Source organism: Undibacterium sp. WLHG33, from assembly GCF_049544815.1.
In the GTDB taxonomy this organism is placed as follows: domain Bacteria; phylum Pseudomonadota; class Gammaproteobacteria; order Burkholderiales; family Burkholderiaceae_D; genus Undibacterium.
The window spans coordinates 1-25542 of sequence record NZ_CP186697.1; the positions used below are offsets into that span (position 1 = coordinate 1).

The 25542-nt window shown below is 52.2% G+C and carries 23 protein-coding genes; 7 read left to right on the forward strand and 16 right to left on the reverse strand.

The window, feature by feature from the left end; all coding sequences use genetic code 11:
• Positions 1–161 precede the first annotated feature (161 nt).
• Positions 162–500, reverse strand: coding sequence for a hypothetical protein (locus ACOTSW_RS00005; RefSeq protein WP_423680301.1), 339 nt, complete (start codon positions 498–500; stop codon positions 162–164).
• 60 nt (positions 501–560) lie between these two features.
• The gene (locus tag ACOTSW_RS00010; RefSeq protein WP_423680302.1) at positions 561–1043 is read right to left on the reverse strand and encodes a hypothetical protein; all 483 of its coding nucleotides are present in this window, start codon (positions 1041–1043) and stop codon (positions 561–563) included.
• Between the two features lie 351 nt (positions 1044–1394).
• Here ACOTSW_RS00010 and ACOTSW_RS00015 point away from each other — a divergent pair, with 351 nt between their 5' ends.
• A complete protein-coding gene (locus ACOTSW_RS00015) occupies positions 1395–2147 on the forward strand; it encodes a substrate-binding periplasmic protein (RefSeq protein ID WP_423680303.1) in 753 nt (250 codons plus the stop codon).
• A 46-nt stretch (positions 2148–2193) separates the two neighbouring features.
• Here ACOTSW_RS00015 and ACOTSW_RS00020 read toward each other — a convergent pair whose 3' ends face one another.
• The 4 genes from ACOTSW_RS00020 to ACOTSW_RS00035 form a co-directional block, all read right to left on the reverse strand.
• Positions 2194–2784, reverse strand: a complete 591-nt coding sequence (locus ACOTSW_RS00020) for a hypothetical protein (RefSeq protein ID WP_423680304.1) — start codon at positions 2782–2784, stop codon at positions 2194–2196.
• 147 nt (positions 2785–2931) lie between these two features.
• The gene (locus ACOTSW_RS00025; RefSeq protein WP_423680305.1) at positions 2932–3180 is read right to left on the reverse strand and encodes a DUF3297 family protein; all 249 of its coding nucleotides are present in this window, start codon (positions 3178–3180) and stop codon (positions 2932–2934) included.
• A 93-nt stretch (positions 3181–3273) separates the two neighbouring features.
• Positions 3274–4068, reverse strand: a complete 795-nt coding sequence (locus tag ACOTSW_RS00030) for a tRNA-uridine aminocarboxypropyltransferase (protein WP_423680307.1) — start codon at positions 4066–4068, stop codon at positions 3274–3276.
• A 289-nt stretch (positions 4069–4357) separates the two neighbouring features.
• Positions 4358–5053 carry a DUF3334 family protein gene (locus tag ACOTSW_RS00035; protein ID WP_423680308.1) on the reverse strand — a complete coding sequence of 232 codons (696 nt, stop codon included), beginning with the start codon at positions 5051–5053 and terminating at the stop codon, positions 4358–4360.
• A gap of 648 nt (positions 5054–5701) precedes the next feature.
• Here ACOTSW_RS00035 and ACOTSW_RS00040 point away from each other — a divergent pair.
• On the forward strand, positions 5702–5899 hold the full coding sequence (locus ACOTSW_RS00040; protein ID WP_423680309.1) for a hypothetical protein: 198 nt from the start codon (positions 5702–5704) through the stop codon (positions 5897–5899).
• A 194-nt stretch (positions 5900–6093) separates the two neighbouring features.
• Here ACOTSW_RS00040 and ACOTSW_RS00045 read toward each other — a convergent pair whose 3' ends face one another.
• Positions 6094–6714, reverse strand: a complete 621-nt coding sequence (locus ACOTSW_RS00045) for a glutathione S-transferase (RefSeq protein ID WP_423680310.1) — start codon at positions 6712–6714, stop codon at positions 6094–6096.
• A 271-nt stretch (positions 6715–6985) separates the two neighbouring features.
• On the opposite strand from ACOTSW_RS00045, the gene ACOTSW_RS00050 reads away from it, so the two are divergent.
• Positions 6986–7207, forward strand: a complete 222-nt coding sequence (locus tag ACOTSW_RS00050) for a helix-turn-helix domain-containing protein (protein WP_423680312.1) — start codon at positions 6986–6988, stop codon at positions 7205–7207.
• Between the two features lie 2 nt (positions 7208–7209).
• A complete protein-coding gene (locus ACOTSW_RS00055) occupies positions 7210–9168 on the forward strand; it encodes a DUF2075 domain-containing protein (protein ID WP_423680314.1) in 1959 nt (652 codons plus the stop codon).
• Positions 9169–9243: 75 nt separating this feature from the next.
• Here ACOTSW_RS00055 and ACOTSW_RS00060 read toward each other — a convergent pair whose 3' ends face one another.
• A complete protein-coding gene (locus ACOTSW_RS00060; protein ID WP_423680315.1) occupies positions 9244–9564 on the reverse strand; it encodes a nucleotidyltransferase family protein in 321 nt (106 codons plus the stop codon).
• Between the two features lie 8 nt (positions 9565–9572).
• Positions 9573–9992, reverse strand: coding sequence for a nucleotidyltransferase substrate binding protein (locus ACOTSW_RS00065; RefSeq protein WP_423680316.1), 420 nt, complete (start codon positions 9990–9992; stop codon positions 9573–9575).
• A 394-nt stretch (positions 9993–10386) separates the two neighbouring features.
• Between ACOTSW_RS00065 and ACOTSW_RS00070 the strand changes: the two genes are divergently transcribed.
• Together ACOTSW_RS00070 and ACOTSW_RS00075 are read left to right on the forward strand one after the other, a co-directional pair.
• On the forward strand, positions 10387–10602 hold the full coding sequence (locus tag ACOTSW_RS00070) for a hypothetical protein (protein WP_423680317.1): 216 nt from the start codon (positions 10387–10389) through the stop codon (positions 10600–10602).
• A gap of 447 nt (positions 10603–11049) precedes the next feature.
• A complete protein-coding gene (locus tag ACOTSW_RS00075) occupies positions 11050–13227 on the forward strand; it encodes a hypothetical protein (protein ID WP_423680318.1) in 2178 nt (725 codons plus the stop codon).
• Between the two features lie 454 nt (positions 13228–13681).
• Here ACOTSW_RS00075 and ACOTSW_RS00080 read toward each other — a convergent pair whose 3' ends face one another.
• From ACOTSW_RS00080 to ACOTSW_RS00095, 4 genes are read right to left on the reverse strand one after another with little or no spacing between them, the layout of a single operon-like run.
• A complete protein-coding gene (locus ACOTSW_RS00080; RefSeq protein ID WP_423680319.1) occupies positions 13682–15520 on the reverse strand; it encodes a TniQ family protein in 1839 nt (612 codons plus the stop codon).
• Positions 15517–16503 (reverse strand): TniB family NTP-binding protein, encoded by a 987-nt coding sequence (locus ACOTSW_RS00085; RefSeq protein ID WP_423680320.1) that lies wholly within the window; start codon positions 16501–16503, stop codon positions 15517–15519. The genes ACOTSW_RS00080 and ACOTSW_RS00085 overlap by 4 nt, the downstream gene beginning before the upstream one ends.
• Positions 16500–18530: an integrase catalytic domain-containing protein gene (locus ACOTSW_RS00090; RefSeq protein ID WP_423680321.1), complete on the reverse strand. Its 2031-nt coding sequence runs from the start codon at positions 18528–18530 to the stop codon at positions 16500–16502. Before ACOTSW_RS00090 ends, ACOTSW_RS00085 begins: the two co-directional genes overlap by 4 nt.
• A complete protein-coding gene (locus tag ACOTSW_RS00095) occupies positions 18530–19300 on the reverse strand; it encodes a hypothetical protein (protein WP_423680322.1) in 771 nt (256 codons plus the stop codon). The genes ACOTSW_RS00090 and ACOTSW_RS00095 overlap by 1 nt, the downstream gene beginning before the upstream one ends.
• Positions 19301–19542: 242 nt before the next feature.
• Here ACOTSW_RS00095 and ACOTSW_RS00100 point away from each other — a divergent pair, with 242 nt between their 5' ends.
• Positions 19543–19800: a DUF6471 domain-containing protein gene (locus ACOTSW_RS00100; protein WP_423680323.1), complete on the forward strand. Its 258-nt coding sequence runs from the start codon at positions 19543–19545 to the stop codon at positions 19798–19800.
• Positions 19801–19990: 190 nt separating this feature from the next.
• Here the strand turns inward: ACOTSW_RS00100 and ACOTSW_RS00105 are convergent, their stop codons facing one another.
• From ACOTSW_RS00105 to ACOTSW_RS00115, 3 genes are all read right to left on the reverse strand, one after another.
• Entirely contained in the window at positions 19991–20152 is a 162-nt protein-coding gene (locus ACOTSW_RS00105; protein ID WP_423680324.1) for a hypothetical protein, read from the reverse strand.
• 167 nt (positions 20153–20319) lie between these two features.
• Entirely contained in the window at positions 20320–23469 is a 3150-nt protein-coding gene (locus ACOTSW_RS00110) for a BPTD_3080 family restriction endonuclease (protein WP_423680326.1), read from the reverse strand.
• A complete protein-coding gene (locus tag ACOTSW_RS00115) occupies positions 23466–25214 on the reverse strand; it encodes a GmrSD restriction endonuclease domain-containing protein (RefSeq protein ID WP_423680327.1) in 1749 nt (582 codons plus the stop codon). The genes ACOTSW_RS00110 and ACOTSW_RS00115 overlap by 4 nt, the downstream gene beginning before the upstream one ends.
• Positions 25215–25542 lie beyond the last annotated feature (328 nt).

Sequence of the window (25542 nt, forward strand, 5' to 3'; positions counted from 1 at the left end):
AGCAGTAATCGGGGCATGGCAAACTCGTGTTGGATCGGTGTGAAAACCTTAACAATACGAGTTTGCCTTTCTTTTTCAAAGGCTTACGTTCAAACGTCAACAGACCCTAATATCTGTGAACGATGAGAAAAAATTTCATCTGTTTTGATTCCAACTCATTCTCAAAGTAATCCGATTATTTTCAGTGAATTTTTCAGTTCTTTTATATTTCCCTGTTCCGGCCAGCCGGTAACCTTGCTGCTGAGCTTTCCATTTTTAAAAAAATAAAAAGTCGGCGTTCCCCAATGGTCAATGTCTTTCCATTCCTGCCTTTGATAAACCATGGTCATTTGAAAGTTGGGAAAAGAACGATTCCACTTTTGGATGTCGTGAAAGTAACTGTGGCGCATTTGCGGAACCAGCCATTTTCCATGTTCGCGAAACACCGTCATCAAGGCGGGATCTTGCGAAATATCGCGTACCGCATTTCTGGAAAAAGGACATCCTGGGCTGGATACCACAATAATTTTTGAGCCCTGATTGATGTCAACATTTCTTCGTAATAAAGATAAGCTGTTTGCTTAGATCAGCCACTCCGTTGGCATCTGAGCGGATAAATCAGGTGCTTCCCGATGCGGAGGCAAAGCATCATTCACTAATAGCCTGTGCTGTGCCAGAAGCGCGTCTGCCTCTTTCAACATTCTGACCTGCAAGAGCGCGAAATATAACTGTGTATAGTGTTCTTCAGTGATCAGTTTGCGCTCTTCTAGTACATCGGAAATACGCTGCAGATATTTAACATATTTCGTTTCCTCGGTATAAAAAGCGGTCATGTCTGTCGCGCGAAAAAGAATTTTTAAATCAGATGGCGTGGTTAATTTGATTTTTTCTGCATCCAGGAACGGAAGCATAAGGCGATCGAACGCATTTGCCACTGCGACTGTTTTAATCGATGTTGTTTCCGCCGCAGCATTTGCAATGTTATCCAGTTCGGTGGATTGCTGTTCCAGCGTTTGCGAATACGCACCGCTCGTACTGAGTATCGCCATTAAAAATAGGAGCATCAGCTTGTATAGGAATGAAAACAAATATTGCGTCATAAAATATTGGAAAAAAAATTACTCAACAGTGAAAAGGGAATGCTAGAAAATGATCCGGCAACGATGCTCAGATTTGAGCCTGATTTTGCGTAGCGTAGTGATCAACAGATTTATTCTGGTTGACTAAAGAATATCTGACACGAATAAATTTGTTAACTTTAATTCTCTTTTTTTGGTCGAGCCTTTATCACAAAATTCTTCTTACAGATCGAAAACGAAATAAACGCGTATATCGTGGTTTCTTGCGCACGGGGATGCGGTTAAGATGTGGTTAAATATGTTTTCAGCATTCATTGCCACAGATAAACTTCAGGTATGAAGAAACAAGCGTTTTTCTTTTTTGGATGGTTTTTTGCCTCCCAGGTATTTGCGACGGATTTACGTGTCGCGATATGGGAAAGTGCGGCACCGTACAATGTGAAAACTGAAAGCGGCTGGAAGGGACCATGCATTGATGTTTATCATGCGATAGAGGCGATTGATCCTCAGCTCCATTTTGTGATCGACGATGAGCCTATGCCGATTCGCCGTATCGAATATGAGCTCAGTGCAGGGCGGCGTGACATTATCTGTGGCGCCAGAAAGAATGCATCGCGTGAAGCTGCCGGCATGCAGTTTCTGAAACAGGGTTTACACACGACGGGTTACCGGCTGGCAGTCAGAGCCGGTGATGAAGTTGTTGTGAATAACTGGAATGACGTGAAAAAACTGGGTAAGGCTGGCAAAGTGCTGATCATGCAGGGGCATGCAGAGATAGAACGTTTACAGCAGTTAGGTGTGATCCTCGATAGCGGCACACCGACAGCTGAACAAAATCTGATCAAACTGGAAGCAGGTCGCGGCAGATTTTTTTATCACCGCGATTCTTTTTTTAAGAGCGGAGCCTACTCACCGAAAAATCATCCGAATATCCGGTTACTGCCGGTCGTACTAGACCCCAGCCCGGCGTATATTGCGGGTGGAAAAATGGTTCCGAAAGAAGTGATGGCACAGATTGACAATGCCTTCAGCAAGCTGGTGCGTAACGGCGAATTAAACTGCATCATCAAAGCAAACGCTCTCGATTAAATTTCATTCGCAAACTTGCTGAACGCGTTATCCTGCGCTGATTTTTTCAATGCTCTCCCATATAAATCACACGTGGGCAGGGCGATTGTGGTGATTTCTGCGGGCACCAGAATGACACCGTGATCGACCAGCGCCGACAAGAAATTTCAACCAGATCCGCTGTGCCGCCCATGCCCATATTGCAGGTCGATTGCAATGCTGCATCAAGCGATTTCGCCTGAAAATATCCGTAGGTGCTGATTGTTTGTATTGCTTCCGTTGCGCGTTGCGGTGGCACTGTTCCTGGTCGCACAATCAGCTTACGCGCTTTCAGTGGCACGATTGTTTCCACCTCTGCCGCGCCACAACTCCATTGTTTCCCATCTCGCCCGCATTGGGCAACGTAATATAAAGGCTGGGTCTTGAGTTGCACATGCGGACGGCATTTCACGTCGGCATAATTTGCCTTGTCCGCCTGAGCGCTGAAAGCGCGCGCATCAATCTCGGCAACGCCGACACCGAATGGTTCGCCGCAGACCATTTTTTCTAACAACAGATGTTCGTTGCGACTGAGCCTGACCGGAAAGGTTTGCTCATCTGCGTTTGCATAGGCGTTTGCGGTCAGCATTGTGGCCGATGCCAGTAAAAACAAAAGCATCATCCGACGCCGCCAGCCCGCTGTGTTCATGCGTTTTGTGGCGCAAAAGAGGCCAGACAAGCGCATGAATACGGGGACTTTTTCTTTGAGTGGCATGTAATGACAGAAGCAGGTGCCATCGTCAGATTCGCGCCTGCGCAGCCGGTATCAGCGATAAAACGGCTCGACCTGACCTTTAACTTTGATCATCAGCGGATTACCTTTACGGTCACGCGCCTTGCCTGCCGGCACGCTGATCCAGCCTTCGCTGATGCAATATTCTTCGACGTCCAGACGTTCTTTGCCGTTGAGCCGGATGCCTACTTCGTGTTCAAACACGGCGGCGACGTAATAAGGGCTGCGTGGATCAACCGACAGGCGATCCGGTAATGGGGGGAGTTGTGTAGTATCGTTCATAGCCCGAATTATCCATCAGATGCGCTCTCTGTTCAATGCTGCTGTCGATTTTGCTGACAGCGGCGGATATCTCACGCCAGCTTTATCATGCCATCAGACCTGTGGCGTTGATGCTGACGCCGCCGCCAATGCGCGTAAGCGCTGATGGAATTCGTCTTCCCAGTCCACCTTCAATTGCTGTTTAGCGCGCAGATAATGTTCGCTGAAGACATCCAGATACGCTTCCAGCGTTTGCGCGGCGAATACATCGCCCGCCAGTTGCAGGCATAAACCTGCGACCTCCGATGTGCACAAATGTTCGTCGCGGCGCGAGCGGCGCAGGCGATAGCGCGATAATTGTTCCGGCAGCAGACTTAACACCGGAAACTGTTCCAGATACGGGCTTTTTTTGAATATCTTGCGCGCTTCCGGCCAGGTTGCATCGAGCAGAATAAACAGTGGCCGTTTTTTTGTGCTTGCGGCTGTGGGTTCGTTGGCATCTGCGCCGTCTTGTTCTGGCAGCAGTTGCGTAATCACCCGCTCTGGCGCAACAAATTCACCGGGAAACACCACATACGGTTGCCATTGCGGGTCGGCCAGCACAGCCAGCAAGGCGGGGTCCACTTCGGTACGCGCCCAGCCAAATGCCATCGTATCCGGCACTACATCCGCGATCAGCCAGCCTGTGTTGCTGGGTTTGAGCGCTTCATGTTCTGCCATGATCAGACACACACCGGCACGCGTCGGCACCACAGGACGCAAGGCACAGATGCAATGGCTGAGTATCAGGCGGCAGCCGCCGCAACGTTCACCATGCGGCCCGCCGCGCGCCAGAAAAGGACGCGTGCTGCGAGCCAGACGGGCCGTACGTAAGCGGGAGACAGCATGCGGCGGGTAAGTGGTATTCATTCAGGAAACTCAGACGTGACAGATGATTGTCGCACTATGCATCATTCAGACAGGGCGCGTATCTTGGCATGCCCCACGCGACATTGCAAACCCCGCGTCAAATGGACTTCTGCGGGGTGATGCCGCCAGCAGCGAGTATTCATGAGGAGATGCAGGGGGGGTATCCTGAAACCCGCATCAATACTGGAAGCATTTTTGAGCAAATCTGCCGAAAAGACGTTTTTCCGATAAAAAAAAGCCACGCGGGCTTTGCAGCCGCATGGCACTTTTTTGTTGTACATAGCGCTGATTACATGCCTAAGGAACGCAACAGTTCATCGCTATCATCATTACCTGCCGGCGCAACTGCTAAAGGTTCTGTTTTTGTCTGATCTGCCTGCTGCATATCCAGCAAGGCATCCGGATCGATGATTTCAGTCGTATCGAAATCATGCAATTTGATGAATTCGGTGCGATCGATCGCGAGTTCGAGATAAAAAATATTATTGTTCTCAGTGAAAAACGACACGCGGCGGATTTCAGGGCGATCCAGCGGTGTATCGACACTCAGCATCACTTGCTTATTGAGTACCAGCATTTTTGGCTGGTTCTGGGTGATGTTGGTTTGCAGCTCGCGGCGTATCTTACCGGTGAAATCACCGACGATCTGATTCATCAGTTCGCCCAGTATATTTGCCACTTCATCCGAGCTGAACGACGAGGCCAGTTCAGATTTTGGCATGCCCATGCTGAGCATATATTTTTCATAAATTTCCAGTGCAGCGTTGCCCGCGAAATTCAGCACCACCAGTCCGGAAAATCCACCGTCAAATAAAACAAAACAACCAATATCCGGCTTCAGACCGATTTTGGTGATTCTTTGTACCATCGCAGAGTAATGAATCTTGCTTTGCGTCGCGACGTTCAGCACGCGTGTGACCGAATTACACAAACTGGTCAGCAGATCTTCGGTTCCGTAGACGACGGTTTTTTCTTCTTCACTCATGAACAACTCCTGAAATATATTTCTTGAACATTCTTTTTATCTTATTCGCCGGGTGTGCCATGCCTGATTGTCTGTACTTCAATTTTCCCGGATCACAGTGATTGGTTGGCTGCCATCGTTCGCGGGAGTGCACCTCGTGAGCGGACGAGGATGTGGCAGACAGCGCATAGCCTCTCGCAATATCAGGCATCGTTTCCGCGCATCGCTGTGTGGTGATGAGATGAATCCGGCCATGATTTTCCCCTTTGCATGGCAGTATTGCCTTCCACCAGAGCGGTGCCTGCCTGTATGCTCAGGCAACTTGTCTCATGGAAATACCTAAGAATATTCAATGGTACACGCTGCGTCCAGATGTTTCACGTTTTCTGTGCAATTTGCTACGTTCTGATGTCAGCTTTCATGCAGTTACCAGCAGCAGATCATCGTGCCAGCACAGGTTTTTTGGCTAATACTGTCAGTTGCGCGCCGATAACACGCGCTGTGGAGACAGAATGGCGATGATAATAAGGTTTCCCGTCAACCAACTCTTTTGTCTATACGTTAAGATGCGGAGTGGTTACCATCCACCACTTCACACCGCAGCCGAACAGCAGAACACGCGGATCTGGCTGCTAAACCTCCGGCTTTATAACAAATGAGAGTGAGACGATGAAAAAAATCCTGTATATCCTGAGCCTTGGCATGATCACCACCAGTTTAAGCGCCTGTATTTCTGTCAGCGAAAGCACCGTTGAAGCTGGTAAACAGATCAGCGTGATGTCGCAACAGGCAGTTGCCACCTGTGGTCAGGGCAATGTCGATAAAGTCACTACCACCAGTTTCACTTGCAAACAAAACAGCCGCTGAATAAAGCTCAGCGCGATTAAAAAAGCCGGTATTGCTACCGGCTTTTTTATTATATGGATATGAAATCAGATATGGCATTGTATGGCTGAATCTCTGTGCGCCTGCTGGCAGCAATTTAGCCGGCAGGCCTCATCAGCACTCAGTCCTACATTTTTCGCGGTCTGATTTTTGCTATGTTTTCGTCAGTTGCCGTATTAGCTGGCAAACTTTGCGTAATACGCCTGCACCGCAGGCAAGGCCGCGATGCGCTGATTATGCGCATTCAGCGCCGGTGCCACTTGCGCCACCAGATCGGTCGGCACATGATCCAGACGACCGGCATTCAAACTGCGGATATCCACAAACACCTTCAGATCGGCGATCGTCAGGCGACCATCCGCAAAATATTCACCGCCTTGCGCCAGCAAACGCTGCTCCAGCCAGCGCAGATACACCGGCATAGAACCATTCACCAAAGCCAGACGCGCTGCCTTTTGCTCTTCCCCCGTCATGCGGAAAGTCGGCCCCATTTTGATGCCCGCTTCTTCCACTACAAAGCTCACCTCGTCGCAGTACAAAGCCTGCAAAGGATCTTGCGGATACAGCCCCGCCAGCTTGCCCGCATAACGCAGGATCGCATCACACTGAGTCAGCTGCATACCATCCACCTCCAGAACCGGCACCTGCCCGAACGGCGTCGCTTTGCGCACGTCGGCAAATTCAGGATAACTGAAACGATGATCCTCAAACGCCACCCCACCCAGCGCCAACGCAAGTCGTATCGGCTCACCACGGCCACCATGAAAATCGAAATAGGTCAGTTTAAGTTGCGGCATGCTGTCTCCTGAAAGCGAATAAAAGCGGAACTAAAAAATTGTCAGCTTTGGGTGCGTGATGAACCCAAAACCCGCGCCATCATAGCAGGGTCTGTAAGGGTTGGCAGAATGCCGGATTGTATGTATGTGCATCTGGCGCGTTTGAAACAGGACTCGGATATTGATGCTGTCAGACTGACTAATTCAGTCAGAATGAAATGAGACTCATCGTCCGTAGACCTATAAGTCACATCTCTCCATGATTGCTTACCTGATAACGCGAGGTCAAGCGATGGAGAATCAAGACTTAATTCAATTTGGACTACGTCTCAAAAATTTAAGGATGGAGAGGGGATTAAGCCAAGAGCAACTTGGATTAATTGCGGAACTTGATCGAACCTATATCAGCGGAATAGAGCGTGGAATACGAAATGTTGGCTTAATCAATATATTTCGAATCGCAAGAGCACTGAATATATTGCCTGCTCAGTTATTCTCAATAGAAGAGAAATAGTCATGTCAAATCGAGCGTTTTATGCGGAGAGTTTGACAGCGTTCATAGCAGAGTCGCCGGATGCGATTGTCGGCAAAATCACACAAAACCATACCCAAGAATTGGTATATCAACAAACTGGCGCGTGGATTACTCAGATCGAAATTTTACAAACGGCCCTGTGTGGTTTTGGTGAAGGATATTTATTTTTTGAATTTCAAATACCACGTATGGGTAAACGTGCCGATGTCCTTTTGATATACAAAAACCTTATTTTCATTTTGGAATTTAAAGTTGGTGCGCAAGACTACGCAGCGCAAGATATGCGCCAAGCCCATGGCTATGCGATCGATCTGCATCATTTTCATGAAGGTAGTCATGAAAAAATTCTCATACCAATTTTGGTTGCCACCGCGGCGCCACCTAAGAATAATACTTTGACAGACTGCACTGACGGTGTGTATGAACCACTGCGTGCCAATAGCAATAATCTGGCGAGCGTAATTCAGTATTGTGTTGATGAAATCAATCAACCTTCAGTTATCGAATTACAAGCTTGGCTAAATTCTTCCTACAAACCAACGCCAACCATTATTGAAGCAGCGCAAGCGCTATACGCCGATCACGATGTGAATGATATTGCTCGCAATGATGCGGGTGCACAGAATCTGCATGTGACATCGCAAGCATTGCAAGAAATCATTCACCAAGCACGGTTGCAACGACGTAAAACCATCTGCTTTGTCACGGGAGTTCCTGGAGCGGGTAAGACCTTAGTCGGGTTAAATATTGCCACCAATGTTGGTGCAGATAAAGAAGAGCAAGCTGTTTTTTTATCGGGTAACGGCCCGTTGGTAGAAGTATTAACCGAAGCGTTAGCGCGTGACTCAGTACAACGACATGCACACAAGAACAAAGCCACCGCACTTCGCGCTGCATCTGCATCGATTCAAAATATTCATAAGTTCCGTGATGAATACATTAAAGACTTGTCGGCGCCAAACGAGCATGTCGTTATATTTGATGAAGCACAACGAGCATGGGATCAAGAGAATACGTCAAAGTTTATGGCGATCAAACGTGGTCAAAAAAACTTTGCGCAATCTGAGCCCGAGTTTCTCATTAGTGTTATGGATAGGCACGAGGATTGGTGTGTGATCATTGCCCTCATTGGTGGCGGGCAAGAGATCAATACTGGCGAGGCCGGCTTACAAGAATGGGCTGATTCACTGGAGTTGCACTTTCCAAACTGGGATGTGTACTACTCGGATAAACTCATACAAGTTGAATATGCCGGGCGCGATGTGAGTTTTGATCAGGTCTCTAATGCGCAAGCTGTATCTAGTTTGCATTTGGCGATATCGATGCGTTCCTTCCGTGCGGAGAAACTGTCGCACATGGTCCATCACGTCATTCACAATAATCCGCAAGCAGCCATTGAAATTTATCACACGTTTAAAGACAAATTTCCTATCGTCGCCACTCGCGATTTACAAGCAGCTAAGGCTTGGATCAAACAACGTGGTCGTGCGAACGAAACCAAAGGAGTCATCGCATCTTCAGGTGCAGTACGTCTCAAACCCGAAGGTATCTTCGTTAAAAATCGACTATCCGCGGCAGATTGGTTTTTGAATGAGCAAGACGATATACGTTCATGCCATTTTTTAGAAGATGTGGCGACAGAATTTGATATTCAGGGGCTAGAGCTTGATTGGTGTTTAGTCGGCTGGGACGCAGATTATCGTTATAACAATGGACAATTTGAACATTGGAAATTCACAGGCACAACATGGAAACGCCGGCAGCAAGAAGACCAACAACGTTATCTTGAAAATGCTTACCGTGTTTTGCTCACCCGAGCAAGACAAGGCATGGTAATTTTTGTGCCGCGCGGTGACATACATGATGAAACTCGGCAGCCTGGATATTTTGATAAAACTTTTGAGTATTTACTTCATTGTGGAGTTGAGATTTTAGAGTAAGAGCTTTCAAAGTCACTAGATAATCAGATAAAAAAATTAATCGGAGGTGATACCAAAGATGAACCACGCAATTTTTTACTTGAACTTGACTCTATGACTTTGAACAATTTCACGAAACGCTGGACTCAGCGTCGCCCAATCCACCACATCCACCTTGAACGGCAAATTTGATTCGGAGAAATCGTGTTCGATTGTGGCGAGCAGACTGAGTGTCAACGGGGTATCGCCGATGATGGCGAGATCCAGATCGGAGTACGGTTTTTCTGTGTGGGTTGCTCTTGAACCAAAAGCCCAAACTTCGTTCTCTGGTACGTGTTTTTGTAATATGGCGGAGACGATCAGCCATTGCTCTGGCGTGATGGCGATGTTTGGTTGTGTGTTTGCAGGATTTGTCATCACGTGTTTCACGTCGGAGGCGTACCGCGTTTTTTCAGTTCTGCTAGTAATGCTTGCCCCTCAAGCAGAAAATCCGGCACGATTTGCATGACTTCGATGGCTTTGGATTCGTCATAGGTGTGGCTGGTGATACTCCGTGCTTTACGGTAATCTTTCCAACGATCCCAGCCGTTGCGCAGTAAGCCTTGTTCGCTGCCGGTTCTGATTAAGTCTGCGAATGGTAGTTCATCGATTTCAACCGGATTAGCCGCAGCAAGTTCGAGATAACGCTTGAGCATTTTGTGCGAAAGCTCGTAGCAGAATTCAAAGCGTTGAATACAAGCGTCGCGATAAAGTGAATTGTGTGCATCAGCAGCGTAGGCTTGTAATGCTTCGCTCAGACGTTGCAAGGCATTTTCTAATGAACTTAGATCGAGTCGAATAGCCATGATTTCTCCGCTGGTATTCTGATAAAGAAAAATCTTAATTCAGTGCGGCCTTGTCGCGCAATGTCTATGCGCCTTGCAGGGGCGAATGACTGGAAGTGCGCGTGAATGATATGTGTCTGGCCTTACTGGTTTATATTTTCTCATTCAACAAAAAAGCCCAACCAAATGGCAGGGCTTTTTGTTGTTCGATGTTACTGTAGCATGAGCCATAACCTGAGATTTCTTTTCATTATAAATCAAAACCTTACGACCACACGGAAGCATTTAATGAGATTTTGGGACGAGTAACTTGAGACTTGTCCATTCCGGTGATTAGCTACCTGGTTGTTGAATATCAATGCGACGATGCTGTCCCATTACCTAGTGCATTAGTGGCTATCCCGCACAACAGTTCATGCGTACTCCAACCTTAGCTGTCCAGTGGATGCGAAAACCGCTCTCTTTGATTAAGACCGTTGATATAAAAGAGTACATTGCCGAGCGCGTGCAGGAGGTGGCAAAGTCGACTGTCGACCGTGAGCTCGATTCTCTGCGTTCGGTGTTCACCGTCGCGATAAATATCTGGGAATATCCCCTGACACAAGTTTTTGTAGCGGGATCCATATCCTGAGATTTTTCGCTCGGTCGCGCAAGGCTTTGCGGATAGTGGAGGCATCTCGTAAGATTTTGGGAAACATAACGTTAGAGGTTTCATCTAGCGGTAGTAGTCACTTAATCGCTGAATGCCATACTGATAATCACCACCCATCACCATCGCGTATCCCAAAGCAGGAACTGCAGCGACAAGCCCATCGAGTGGATGCCAATTCTGAAGGAGCTCTTTGCACCCATCCTGACGTCGGCATAGTCTTGTCCACGAGCTAAGTGCGCGTAAAACCTTTTGGATTGGTAAATAAATAGCTTAGCACGAGCGGAGTGTCTTGCAGGAGATTTAACCTAGATTTTGCTTTCGGTTGAGTTGCCCTCGGTTTTTATAGCTACCGTGTACGGTTCATGTGACTGCCGGTAAAATTTGACCAATAGTATAATTTAGCTATTCTAGGATTGCGGAGGCAGCGTGGGTTCTTCTGACATAGCCATAGGTTCGGATTTGGGCTCACGCAACCAGAACGCTGAGAGGTTGGCTCGACTAGTCGGTGAGTTGAATTATGCAATAGCTCGTACCGAACAAGAACACTTGGCGCAGTGGGCCTCAGCCACTGGGAAAAACTTCCTCCAATTTGGCTGGAATCGACTTACTCGAACAGGCAGTCTGGCCAAATTGGGGGTGGCCGGCGTCTACAAGGAGGGACAGGACTTTTTCCGCGCATGGCGGGAAGAGCGCTTGATGGGCCATGTGCAGAACCGCTATAGCGCGTTCTCGGTCGGTACCGTTAACGCGTACCTCGCCACAAAGGAGACCTTTAGCGTTCTGGGCCGTCAGCTTGCAGAGAGTCCACGGCAAGCCGGCGCACGCATCCTCACTATGGTGCTGGCGTCGGTTATTGTGTCTGGCGGTTCGGATGCCGATGGCGGGGCGCCGGACCTAGACCTGATGTTCGGCATAGGAGCTCATCGCTCCATTTTTAGCCATTCCATCATTATGGGTACGTTACTGGAAACCGGCATTGCGGCTACCTTCCAACTTATCGAGGTCATATATAAAAACCTTCCACCAGAACACGACGTGTTTTGGGATGCTGCCATCGAACAGATGGATAGCATCATCGAGCATGCTCGTATAGGCAGTAGCATTGGGATGGCATACCATCTCCTGATAGACGGCACCGCGCAGGCCGCTGCATACAAGGACTTGCCAATTTCGTTGCCCATAGAAGCACACCAATCCATTCTGGTAGCAAATGCCGCAATGGAAGCTGTGAACGCCAAAGCGATTGCAAATACGGTCACGGGCACCTCTTCCCCAATTGCCTTACCTTCTCGACCAGTCATGGCGACGACTTGCACAGCAGGGAATACTGCAACTGAGGAAATTAGCCACGATGTGTCCTTGAAACGCTTTTCGCGGTTCTTTGAAACGCGAAAAGAGGCTGAACGCTTCCGGCTGTTTGTGGAAAAACAAGGGGCAGCGTCGGTTATCTTCGAAGAAATGCCGCCGTACTTAGGCGTACATTACCAAACCACTTCGGAACGACCATTGTGGGGCCACCGCAGTAATTCTCGTTACTCCGAAGCCGAAGTTAAGTTCATGCGTAAGAATTATCTTCTTTGGGTTCCATTGGCTGATATTGCGCGCGCCATCGACCGCAAGGAAGGAAGCGTGCGCAGCCGGTTCAATGAAGCCGGCTGGCATTTTCCAAGTGTTCGCCCAGACTATCGAAGAGGGCAGCTCTTTTCCAGGGACTCCAAGGCTTTGTTTGACGAAATGTACGAGGGGTATGTGAGCCAGACTCACGTTAGCCAGCTGCAAACGATTGGCATCCTTACGACTGAATCCCTGCCGTCTTTGAACTCCAGCGGTGACTATTCGTTAAGGTATTTTCCTGCTGAACAGTTGCAGCGACTGCGCGCGTTCGCAATTGAATATGACCGGACGGATGCTGCTTCGTCCATAGCTCTGTTGCAGGAAGATTTTCAAAACGCTTTTTTCCTGGCAAGGCAAGCGGAAGATATGCCGGCAGCCTTAGCGGCGCTCGATAGGCTCGACTCGCCGCCGCTTTACCTTGCTCGTGTGCGGGAAGTCACGCGGCATTACCTCCGCATGCAGTTTCTTGAACTGCTTCCATCGTTTCTTGAAGAGTGGGTAGAATTGGCCGCATTTCGAAAAAACGATTTCTCTTTTGGTTTGGAATATGAAAGTGAGCGTATTGAGGATTCGCGCATTCTGGCAGGAATGTTAAAGGCCTGCTTGGCTAGCGAGCCAATAACTTGGCCTCCAATCATTCGAGCTTTCTATTACGCGATGTCTCGTACTTGCGCCCCCTCTTACGACGAAGCCTTCCCGAAAGAATTACAGGCTTGGGTTTATGCAGACGCCTACCGCCATGCGATGGCGGATGTCGTTGACCGGGTGTCGGAAACAGATGCCGCCGAACAAGCGATGCTGTTGCTTTCCTGTTTTGCTGCATGCATTGCCAATACCAATGACATCTCAGGCAGTGCGCCATTCAAGGTTGATACGGTTGTTGAATCTTTTAAGATGGCCCTACCTTACGATGAACAAGCGGCCACGCTTGTCAAGACGGCCAGATGGGAGGCGTTGACCTTCAAGCTGAAGTTTGACGCTAACGCCTGAAACGCATTTGCGGTAATCCGGACTCGCGCAGGGCAATGGTGAAGACAGCATTGCATATTATGAAATGAAAGATAATATGGCCGCTGCTAACCGATGTAGTGGTATTGCTAAAAGAGCAGCGAGCCATCGGACCGATATGACTTCAACGAAAGACGTATAAATTTACATCCGGTCGGAAAGTCCGGATGGCTGCCTTGGTTCCCATCGTCCTTTCCTCAGTGTCGATTTTTTCTCGGTGTAGACCCCAATGTGCTGCGCTAGGTTTTCGCCCGCGTCATACCATTCGCCCAGCTCATCCGACGTTAAACCAGCAAAGTATTGGTTGCCGACTTTGTGCAGCAAAGCAGGAACTTCGAATTTGAATTTGCAAGAAAGCCAGCTTGCTCCTCCCGCGAGAACTTGTTTCGCACAGCATGTTTATTGGTTATGGGCGGCCTCGTGCTGGTCAAGAAAGTTATGCTGCCGGCACGAACAGGTCTTCTCCTGCCCTCGCTCCAAGGACGGCAAGCCATCCGAGGTCGGCGATTCGAATCAGCCCGCCGCGCATGGCACCATCTGGCAGCTGTTTCGCACCGACCAGCTCAATCCTTGGCAATGAGCGTGACAACGCTGACGCTTTCTTGCCCATGGCCCGTGCCAGGTCTGCCAGTGGAATATAGCTTTGGCGGAACGCGAGCAGCTGATGTGGCAACACGACGCGGCAGCGCTGGCCACGAAGTTGAATCGTCTCGGACGCGAGCAGCCCTTCGTCCATCCAGTGCGAGATAGACTCCCATTTCCAGCCAGTCGCTTTGGCCAGTTGCTGAATCGACATACCGGCCTCGAGCATTGGCGTGCCGAAATACTGTGCCACGTCAGACCTCAGGAAAGACATTTCGCCCAGGGTTCGAGCACGTGAGACGGCTTTCACATCGCCGTTCGCAATGGCCTTCATCAGCGACTCGATGGCCTGCTTCTCACCCATGCGGCGGCTGGTCAGTTCTGCCCAAGTGAGTGTCGCATCTTCGGCTACTGCAGCGGGTTCAGCCCACCGGTTCACACGCTCATATAAATCCAGCATTGATTGGTGCCCGACCGGACCGCCTTTGAGGAGGTCTTCGCGCCAACGGATGTCTGACTGGATAACGCCGATCGCTTTCATTCGTTCGAGCACGACGGGTGGGATCCTTGCCAGCTCGCAGGCGATGGTGTCGGAAATCCACCCTGCACGTTGTTGTTTGATGCGCTCAACTTCAGTGCACGGAATTTCATACATTTGGCCACGGGTTCCAGTACGTCGCGTGCGGTGCTTGCATTCTCCAGCAAAAATCGAGTCGTGCAAACGTGAGACGCTCACACCGATGACTTTGGCTGCATCCGGCGCTCGCATGTATCCAGTCGCATCCTCGGCCATGGCCTTAGCGGAATCCAAACCTAATACGCAATCTGACTTTTCCGCCGCGACGTCGATGATGACTTGCAGGATTGGCTCTAATGTTGTTCCCTGGCAGAGCTTGCGCAGGCTGATGTACCAATCGCCCAATAACGTATTGAGCGTGCGAGCATCCTTACGGCCGGCGGCAATCCGTTGCTCAACATGTGCCCGAAATCCCGTTGGCCAGTCAGTCAAAAAAGCTTCGAGTGGTGCAAGGAATTCGACCGCTTCAGCCACGGATTTTGGCAAGGCGGAGCGGCGCGGCAACCCTGGCTGTTTCGGGTTCGCATGCAGACAAAGAGTCCGAATAACCTTCACCAGCACGTTGACATCAACGTCATGCAGAACCGGCTTCATGCTTCCAGATTGTTGGCCATTGCTCTCAATTAGCGTTGATAGCCATTGCTGTGCTGGGGGGGCAGGAACACGCGGGAGGCTGCTCAGGTCATGGCCGCACGAGCACAAACCGATATAAAGCCGCTCCGGTGACAAGTGTTTTCCGCAGGCGTCGCACTGGCCGACTAGCTGTATTTGGTGCTGCGGACATGCGGTGACATAGCCGTGTTCCCAATGCTGCCGCAAGTAAGGAGATTCGGCCAGACACGCAGGGCACACAGCATCAGATTTCGTACGATGCAGTTGCCCCCATTCATTACAGAGGTCTTCTTTCTGTTTAGCAGATTCAGTCCACTCCGGCTCTAGACCAAGATTACGTGCTACATCGTTCGTGCGCATGAGCAATGCGCGGCGACTACGTTCGACACCTGCTGTATCCGTCAGGTTACGCCAGCTAAAAAGTGCATTATCGGCGGAAAGTCGACGATAGTATCCCATTCCGGACTCATCGTCCCGAGGTGCATAGGTGATGATGATACTCATTGCTTAACTCCTGATTTTTTATGGACCGGTACGGACGCTGTGTTGCTGGTCAAAACATGAACATATGCCTGCCTCAGGGCCATCGGTTCGACGTCCACGTCTTCGATGCCGGAATCGAGGAAAGCTAATCTGTGAGGTGAGCCCGCGTGGCTGACATCTTCAATTGCCTTCTGGCAGTCCGCGTATGTGATGGCGCGTGGGGTCTGGTTTGCCATCAGGCTGGCCAGCTCACGCATGAAATCGGCAAGTACCCCAATCAGTCCACCGGTGAGCAAATAGCTTTGCTGAGTTAGTACCCGGGGGCGCACGTTAATGGGATAACCAGCTGCTTCGAACAGGCGAGCATAATTTATGACGCATGAGTTGTATGCCGCCATTTGCTGAGGATCGCTTGCGTCATATGGCAAGAAATTGCGCGCAGGACAAGCACGGCGACGCAGCTGCTCATTCGCTGAGAATAGACGTTCGAGCCGCGGAATACCGAAGAGGATCAGCGTAATGTCGAGTGAATCGGCCAGAGTCTTCAGCCAGTCACTAGCAGCACGCGGTGGCACCCGCGACCCTTCATCGACGAGATGCGATATTTCGTCAAAAATCACCACGCGTGTGCCCGCCAGGCGGAGCTGCGTCACCATCAAATCGAACATTGCTCCCGCCGTCATGCTGCCGGGGACTTGGATGCCTAAAGCGAGAAGTACACTTTTAGGAAGCAGCTTGGCCGTTGCGGCTTGGGGCACCTCCACGACCAATACAGATACATGGCGCCGTCCGTCGATACGGGTTTCAGGGTAGGCTCGCGACAGTGTGGCTATGAGTGAAGATTTTCCCACGCCGCTCGGACCTGGGACACGAACGATTTTTGGTGCAAAGCCAGCAAGGGCGTCATCGATGCGCCGTTTGAGCGTATTAAGATGCTCCAAGAACATCGGATGCGGCAGTTCGCAGGTTTCGATGTCACGGCGTAATTGTTGGGCCGGGGTCACAGCAGTTTTTCTCCAGTAGTTCTGTTAACAATGGTCATCAGCGGCACCTCGTCGTACGAAACGACGGTCGGCTGAACGTCTTCAGTGGGCAATAATGGGTTGGTCGAAGGAGCCGGGCCAAATGGTGCAGTCGACGATAGTGGCCGGTCGATAGTGCGCTGGATGGCCGAGTGTTCTTTGGTTCGGCGTACCGTTTCCTTATTTTCTTCACGTTTGCCGCGCGGTTTGGTTTTTCGTGACTTCCCATTTCCGGTGACCGCTTCATCTAGGTCGTCCAGGAACCGTACTTTGTCGTCCGGAACCGTCCAGTCATTCATTCCCGAATCGAAGCGGGCTTTGGCTTCTGCAAAAGTCCATGCCGGTGTTTGCGGACGGACGTGTTCGTGCGTTAGCGTGACGAGCGGAAGGGAATCGTCCTCGTACACGTACGCCTGGCGGAAATCGTCAGGGTTGTAGACCACATGGAGCTGCGCGTGGTCACCATACTTGGCCAGCAGGTATGACATAGCTTCACCCTTGTAACGGAAGCCGTGCTCAAGCGTGATGCCTGTTTTGGCACTCAGTGTGCACATTTTGTGCTCGAAGAGCGCAGCCATCCATTGCTGACGTGGTGGCGGCATGGTGATGGGATGTCCCATCTCTTCGATTAGGTAATTCAGGCGATCAAGCGGCGTCTTACCCTTGACCGAATCGACCAATAACTCGTCCCATCGCAAGCGGTCGAGCGGAGTGTTGACCCAGTCCTGGTAAAGCCACCTGACAACCCACTTTTCAAGAGCGGCAACGGTCATCAGCTCATCGCCCAGTGCCTCCGGATCACGCATACCATCTTTTCCCTCGAAGCGAGTGCATCCCGGTAGACGCTGCAACGCCTCCTTGAGCGCTCTGTTCAGGCGCTCAATAAACGGCTTGCCTTGGGCTTCCTTCGCCTTGCAATGCTTAACATCCATTTCCAGCAGCTCAAGGCGAACAATTCGTCCACCTTTGGTCTCCGGGCCATTGTCAAAAATGACCTGGGCAGGCGTGCCATATATATTCTGTGCATGGGTTATGCCCAGCTCCTTGAAGCGGGTCGCTTTGGCGGCCGTCAGATACATTTCAAGGCACAGCAGTGAATCCATCTCGCGTGGTGCACCAATGACCAAGTGCCATCCCACCGGATACCCGGTACAAACGTCAATTGCCAGTACCAGATAGACGGTTCTGGCGATACCGTGGGGTGTGCGCACGACGAATGGCAGATGCACCGCATCTTGCTCAATGCGGGCGAACGGAAATGCTGCCCGGATACGTTTCTTTGCAAACGATTTCCCGGCGACACGGTTGAGCGGGTCCATGCGGTCGTATTCCGCATCGACAGTAAGGCCATGAATTGTGGCGACTACGAATTTGCGGCTGATAGCGTGCTTGGCAACATGTAGGTTACGACGGCGGGCTTCACGATTGATGTATGTCGTCAGGTCCAAGAGCGTCCACTTCGATTCCGTAGATAAGAACTCGTCCACGATGACCCCTTCGATAAATTCCACGAGGTCCTTCGAATACCTTGCGGTCTGATTGCCTTTGTTTTTGTCGCCTATGAGAACCGGCAGGCCGAGTTGTTGTTTCTGGCGAGCCCGGAACAGGGTTGCGCGAGATGGAAACGCGCAGACTGTCAGATCATTTGCGTGTTCCTTCATGAAAGCTTCTCGTGCCAACGGTATCGCTGCGTCAAACGACAGGCCTCGTTGTGCTTGGAAGGTATCGATTCGTCGCAGTGCGTCATGCAGCAATCGAACTTTGGCGTGGAGTGCCGGGTTGTCATACTGTGCGACGATACCGACGCGCGGCATCCCCTTCCGAAGCAGAACCAGGCTACCGGCGGAAATCCCGGCGCGGATGACGGCTTCATCTACATACCGATCCTCGCGTTTCTCGGAATCGAAAATATGGATGGTACCGGCATGAATACGACCGTCCAGCACCTCGATGTAGCTGTCCGGCTTGCCGGGCAGCACCAATTTGTCTCCCACACGTAAGTCGGTCATCACGACTGCAGCTCCTCAATAAGGCAGAGGTGGTTTAGGTCGCCATATGCGGCCGACAGCTCGAGCGAGGCACAGATGTGCTGATGCGCTATGTCAGCGTGCAGAACACCTTTAGCCAACAGCGGGGGAATTAGTCCCGACGGAATCTGGAGGTCGTTACATAGTGTCCGCAGAGATACAGGCCCGGACTCGCAGTAGCGCTCGACATGCTCGATGATGTCTGGCGTCAGGTATTCGTGGGCGCGTGCTATTGCTGGTTTTAGCAGTTGGGCATTGAATAAGACTGGGTGCTGTTCGTCTTGCGGCACAAGCACTGTGTACAGCGGATAGCAGTAAGCCGCCATGATTTCCCTGGCGCGCTCGACTTTTGACCAATAACGGTCGTCGCCCTCGTAGCCCTGAAGTTTGACTTCATATGCGCGTTGAAGTCCATCAAGCTGTACTGTGGCGAAATCTGGAGTGTATTCCACGTCTCCGGTGCGGTGGCCGCGCATCCTGCGTGCCTCTGAAACTTCTTCACGCGTGAACAGCAGCCGTTCGCCGACAAGGTCGACGGTGAAAGGTTGTGGCTTAAACGAGCGTACGCGCGGGTCAACACTTAGTATGTGCGCCACCAGGCGTTCTGCGTCGGAGTCAACAGTGATGTGCCCAGTGGCCTTTTCAGTATATGTACCAATGCGTGCTTTGCCGTAAGTCCTAGCAGTGAGTCGGACGCCTGCATTCGCCGCCGTCCGGCGGCTGCGGGTGCCATAGGATGGTGCGGTTCTCATTTCCAACCTCCAATATTCCGTAAGTGCGCGCTGGCATAGTCAGTTATAAGAAACATAACGACCAGCGGTTGAGCAGGAAGGGGCGTATCTAAAGCTTTTCTCAGCAATTTGTCCTCACAAAAATATGTTGCTGAGGACGTATATCGTTGGTGGTTTGGTGTCAGTCGTATGCGACTGAAAATAGTCGTGCGAAAATACTGGTATGAGACGAGCAGAGGCCTTTTGAGGGCTGAGGGATAGTGATGAATAGATTGCCAAGCAAAAGCTGCAAACAGCCTAATCCTTATGAGGCTTGGGAGCAGACTGCAAAGGAATTGATTGAGATAGAGATGATGCGACGTGGTATTCGTTATAAGCAGCTTGCGCGATTGCTGGAAGAACAGGGTATCAACGAGTCGCCCGACCAGATAAACCGCAAAGTCAACCGCAAGAGATTCAGCGCGGCATTTATGGTTGCTTGTTTGCGCGCAATGGGGGTGGACACCCTCCCGCTTAAATAGAGGCAGAGTCGCCCGAGGTGGGCGGGATACACCCCGTCCCAACGTATTCGACCATAGCCAGACTGCTATCATTGCCGTCTCCCGCATTCGTACCCTCTCATAAATAGGGGAACGACCGAGCAGGCGGTCAGTAACGCAAATACTGGCTCATCGTAGTATTACTGCATGCCGGCGTTGCACCGACAGAGTTTTAACAGTAGGCAGTATTGGCGAGATTTTCAAGCACAACACAGTCGCTGGCCGCCTCGTCGAAGGACTCCTTCTCGACCTTATAGGTTTTGTTGATTTCCAGCCGCTGGTTCTCGATGGTCTGGTAGGCGGTGGATACGCGGTAATAGGCAATGACGGACATGCAGGCTCTTACTTGGCTCACAACATGGCTCAAATATAGAGAGTGGCTCAGAAAGTGCCAATCACGATTTCTGAGCCAAGCCTTGGGCGCTGATTCCGAATGGCTATCAAGGGAGGCCTTCTGAGTCACGCCCAGAAACGACAAAGGCCCCGAAGGGCCTTTGTTTGTCACAGGTGGTCCAGCAATTTCATCAAGTCCGCTGGGTGCTTCATCAGGTGGCAGGTCCACCGTCCGAAGCGACCATCGCGGTTCACCGCCTCGCACCATCTTTTCGCGGCAGCCTCTTTGATAAGCGCGTCGTCGATGACCTGCCCCTTGATTTCGACGACCAGCTTTTCGCCGCTGACCAACTCGACGATGAAGTCAGGCAGGTAGCTCCGCTTGGTGCCGTCCTTGCGGTAGGGAACCATGAAGCCAAGATGGTCGTTCTTCACCCACGCCCGGACCTGTACATGGGTGTCGAGGCAGTAGGCTGCGCTCTGCTCCCATTTCTTGGTATCGGCGACCAAGGCATTCAAATGGCATCGGTTTGCAGGCCAAAGGTCTCGCCCGGTGGCGAACTCAACATACCGGGTGGACCGGATACCCGCCGAGCCGGGCGCGATGATGGGCCGCTCTTGAGCCTGACCACTTTCATCAACAGCCTGCAGGTTGTCGATGATGCATCCCACTGCCTTGCCGAAATAGGGATTCAGGGCCACGTCTTGCGGAGCGCGATTGCCCATCAAAACCAACTTGGTTACAAGGAACTGCTGTGCGTAGCTCAGCAACTGAGGGAACAGTCGGTGCGTCGGGATGCTGTCGCCCTTGTCTCGCTGCCACTGTTTCACCAGCGTGGTCGCCATCGTGAACGCCACCTGCTGTACACGGACCCGTTCACGCCATGCCTCCAGCGTAACGAGTTCGGCTGCGCCGGGGCCATAGGCAGCAAGTGCACCATCAGCACCTGCTAATCCTTTCATCAGGGTGCTGTCCGGTACCTCCATGGGGTCCAGCGTCAGGCTTGGAACCTTGGCCCAGTCGAGCGTGACGCGTGTGATGCCGGGGTCGGCATAGCCCTCGACAACCGGGAAGGTAATTTCGAAATCAACCTTGGCCGGGTCTGCGTAAATCTGGTTCGATGGCGGCGTTGGAGGCGGAGCACTACCTCCTTCGACCTTGAAGGGAATCAGTTCGAACGGGACGCCAAAGACCTTGGCAGTCTCTTCACGGAAGAAGCCTGTCTTCTCATCGACCGCATAAGAAGTTCGACGCAGCGCACGGCCCACCACTTGCTCGCAAAGCAACTGTGAACCAAAGGGACGCAGGCCCACGATGTGGGTGACCGTTGTGCAGTCCCATCCTTCAGAGAGCATGGCGACGCTGATAATGCAGCGCACGTCGCGTCCGGGCGGGATGCTGGCATCGATGGTGACCAGCCCTGAGTCCTCATCGTCCAGAGCCTTGCGGTTGTGCTTCTCGACCAACGCTTCGTACTCTTCCGGGATATACCCACCGGGCCATGCTGTCTTGCCCACGGTCTCAAGCACGAAGCGCAGACGACGGGCTTCATCACTGCCGCTGGCACCTGATGCAATGTCTTCCGCAATCTTACTATCCACCCGGATGGTATTTTCCTGACCGGGCCGGTTGCGGAACTCTTCGGGCGACTGCCCGTAGTCGGACTTTCCATTCGCCAGCCACTCGTACAGTTCCTTCGCGAGCGCGGTGTCCCGGCATACGATGATGAACACGGGCGGCACATCGCTTTTGCGGAACCCTTCTGCGAACTGTGACTTCCACGCCGCCAGCGTCTTGCGCCACTCATCCGCAAGCTGAGTGACCGGTGTGGTGGCATAGCGCATCACCATGTCAGGGGTCAGCTTGGCCTTCCCGCCACCGTCTTGTTCGATGCGTTCCTGTACCCAGCGCCAGACGTTGAAGTAGGCCGGCGTCTCGTTGCCGGAGATATCCTGCGTGGGTAGTTGCGGAATCTTCACAAGACCGGCCTCGATACCCTCCAGAAGACTGAAGTCCGAGACCACCCACGGGAAGGGCTTGCCAACCTCGTTACCAGACCCTTGGATGTAAAACGGTGTCGCCGAAACATCAACGCACAGACGGATGCCGTTCTTAGTGCCGTTCAGGGCCTTATTGATGCGGTCGAGTCCTTCAACCCATACCGTGGCTTCGCGGGCGTCGGCATCGGCCGTTACCTCGTCGAGGGCGTAGTCATCGTCCTCGCTGACCTTGCCGCGCCGGTACGCATGGTGGGCCTCGTCGTTCATCACCATGATGGCGGAACTGCGTCCCTTGCGATTGCCTAGTACACGGCGCAGGAAGGCCGTATCGCTCTCGTAATACTTGGTCTCTCTGACATCGAAGGCGGTCAAGGTGCCATGGCGGTCTTTCACCTCGCCGATGATTTCGAACGCGCCGGTCAGGGCCTGCTGCCGGACGTCGGCCTCGGTGAGGTTATCCTTGCCGCCCAGCTTCACGGTGCGTCGCTTCTCGATGGGCATGCCCCGCTTCACGACACGGGCCGAAGTGCCGTTGACATCCGTCATCTCACGACGTTCGAGGTTGTGCCAGTTTGTCACGAACACCTCGCCGCGACGCAGGTCAGTCATCCGGTGCAGCGGCACCAGTTCGCGGGTCCGATATAGGCTGATTTCGTCCTGTGCCGGGTCTAGTTCACGCAGCCGGTCCCGGATGGTGACGTTGGGACAGACGATGAGGATGGTGTCCGCGTAGAGCGGGTTCGTGCTGTCGGCCACCTTGTTCAGAATGGACCACGCAGCCAGCATGCCCATGACCGTGGATTTGCCAGACCCGGTACACATCTTTACTGCGTATCGGATGAACGCCTTGTACCCAGCAGCTTTGGCATCCTCACCCGGCTCGTCGGTCGGGATGCGAATTCCTTGCTTCAGGTCTTCGGCCCCCTCGACGAGGAATAGGACCGTCTCCACGGCCTCCAACTGGGCGAAGAACAGGCGCTGCTTGCGGTCAGGTGAATTCCAAAGCGCCAGCAGTTCCCTGGTGACCTTGGTGGCGCCACTGTAGTCGCGGTCATGCCATTCCTTCAGCCGCTGACGGATGAGATTGGCAGTGTCCAGCAGGTACTCATTACCCTTTTCGGCGCTCTCGAACAGCGCTGACTGTTTCTTCGCCTTCTTGCCGCGTCCAGCACTCTCCGGGATACGGAAAAAGTAGCTGGCAGGGCGGCGCCCGTTCCGCTTCTCAGGTTGCTTTCCTTCGGCGATGTGCCAGTGGAACTTGGGTTCTTCGAAAGGGGAATTGATGATGGGGGCTTCGACGGCATTGATTTGACTCATGCTCCGCCCCCCAACTTTACTACTGCCATTTCTGGGTTGACCGTTCGGCTGCAAATCTCCCAGATGCGCTGTGCGCGGCGGTCGCGGAAGTCGCGGTAGGTCGCCACATCAAAAGCCAGCTTGTCGGTGTCGGCGGCAAAGTCGTCCAACAGGAGGTGTTTCTCTACGGGAGTCCCGGCCGCCTTGAGGCGCCCGAAGTAGCTCGCCGGAAGCTCAGCTCGCTTACGGATGTTGTCCGTCGCACCAACGAACCGATAGTTGCCCAGTGTGTTGATTTCCCCCCCTGCCAAGCCTAGCTTGGTAGACAGCGCGTGACGGGGGTAGATGTGGTCGATATGGGGCTCGTTTCCCTTGGACTTCACGTCGAAGGGTGAGGCGCCCATCTGGTCCACATAGACCAAGTTGAGCAGCAGGAAGCGCAACCGCGTCTGCTCCAAGTGACCCTTCTGCAGGTCGGTCGGATAGCCGCGTCCGACGAAGTAGTCCTTGATTTCTTGCATCGGGAAGCCACCCGGACAAGCCTGACCGACTGCCGAGTGCAGGCCATTGATGACCTTGTCGGTGCCCTGCGAGTACCAGCCGAACAACTGCGCCTTGTAGTAGTAGCCGCGCATAAGAGCACGGCTGCGTTCATTTGGCCTGGGGTTGAAGTAGAGGTAGTCGAAGAGAGGGATGAAGCTGTTGTGGCTACGGACAACCTTTTCAGCATAGACCTTTAAGTCGGTCTTCAGGAAGTCGCGCAACTCTTGGAAGGCTGCTTCTGCGCGGTCCCATCCATCCTTCATTTCAGCCAAAAGTTTGGCGCCGCCTGAGCCGGAAAACTTCTCAGGGGAAGCTTCCGCGCCACGACCGTGAACGACCAGTAAGCATTTCAGAGGGAAGGTCTTATCGAAGCCGATGTTAGTGCTGTTTAACAGCTCAGTCGTTTCCTCAATGGCCTCTTCGATTTCGTCCCAGCCTTCTTTCATCGCAGCGAACATCAGGTCCGAGGCGTCGAGCTTGGTACCGCCAGAGTTCACGCGAACAAAGATGTCCAGAACGGTCGCGTAGCTGAAGTTGTTTGCGACGCCATCAAGTTCCTGAATCCAGAAATGCTTGTCTTCTCGCAGCAAAGAAACCAATTGACCAAAGTTGCGGCGCACTCTCTTTTGGCGTGATCGTTGGTCAGCCGCGGTGGGGCGTTGTTCCGCTTGCAGGGCATCCTCGACCGTATCAAGATGGTCGTTCATCTCATCAGCCAGTTCCTCAGCGTTGCGCTGAGCATCCTTGCCGACGAGGTCTGCAATCCGGTACCAAGGGTGCGGCAATGCACTGGTTGAAAACTTCATAGCATATAGAAGTCCGTCATCCGAGAGGACATCGCCACCTGTCACGTCGAAGTAGGCTTCTGCCCGACTGCCGTCAGTAGCCTTGACCGCCCCAGCGAACGTTGCAAAGAGGGTCTGCAGACGCTGCTGCCCGTCGAGCACGAAGACCTTCTCGCAACCCGCCTTGCTGATGTTCGGCTCGTAGAAGTCGCTCAGGTCGGGGTCCCATTCGACCTCTTCCATGAACTTGCGAGCCTTAATTTCGTCTTTGGTCTTCCAAAACAGCAAGGTTTGAATTGGGTAGTTGCGCATCAAGCTGTCGAACAGCTTGCGCATTTGGTCCTCCTCCCAGACGAACGGCCGCTGGATGTGCGGCAGGAACAGCCCTTTGTTGACGGTCTGGATGAGGTTGAAGAGTGAACTTGGCTTGTAGCTCATGCCTGCACCTCCAGCACCCGCATCAGCTCGTTACCGCGCTCGTCAATGACCTTGACCGCGACACGGCGACGCTCGCCCACCACGAAGGGTTCGCTGCTGGTTCCGGCCAGATGGGACCAGACCGATTCGTCGAAAGTGGCCTTCAACGACTTCTGGAGGTTGTCCCATGCGCTGGTCTTGGGGAAGAACACCTGTGTGGCATGGAAGGAACCGGACGGGTCATAGTCGGTGTCCAGCATCCAGCACGGTAGGTTCTCACTCGCAACCGACTCTTGTTCCATGTTGGCTGGGTTGAAGATGTCCAGCCCACGCACCTCAACTTGATACA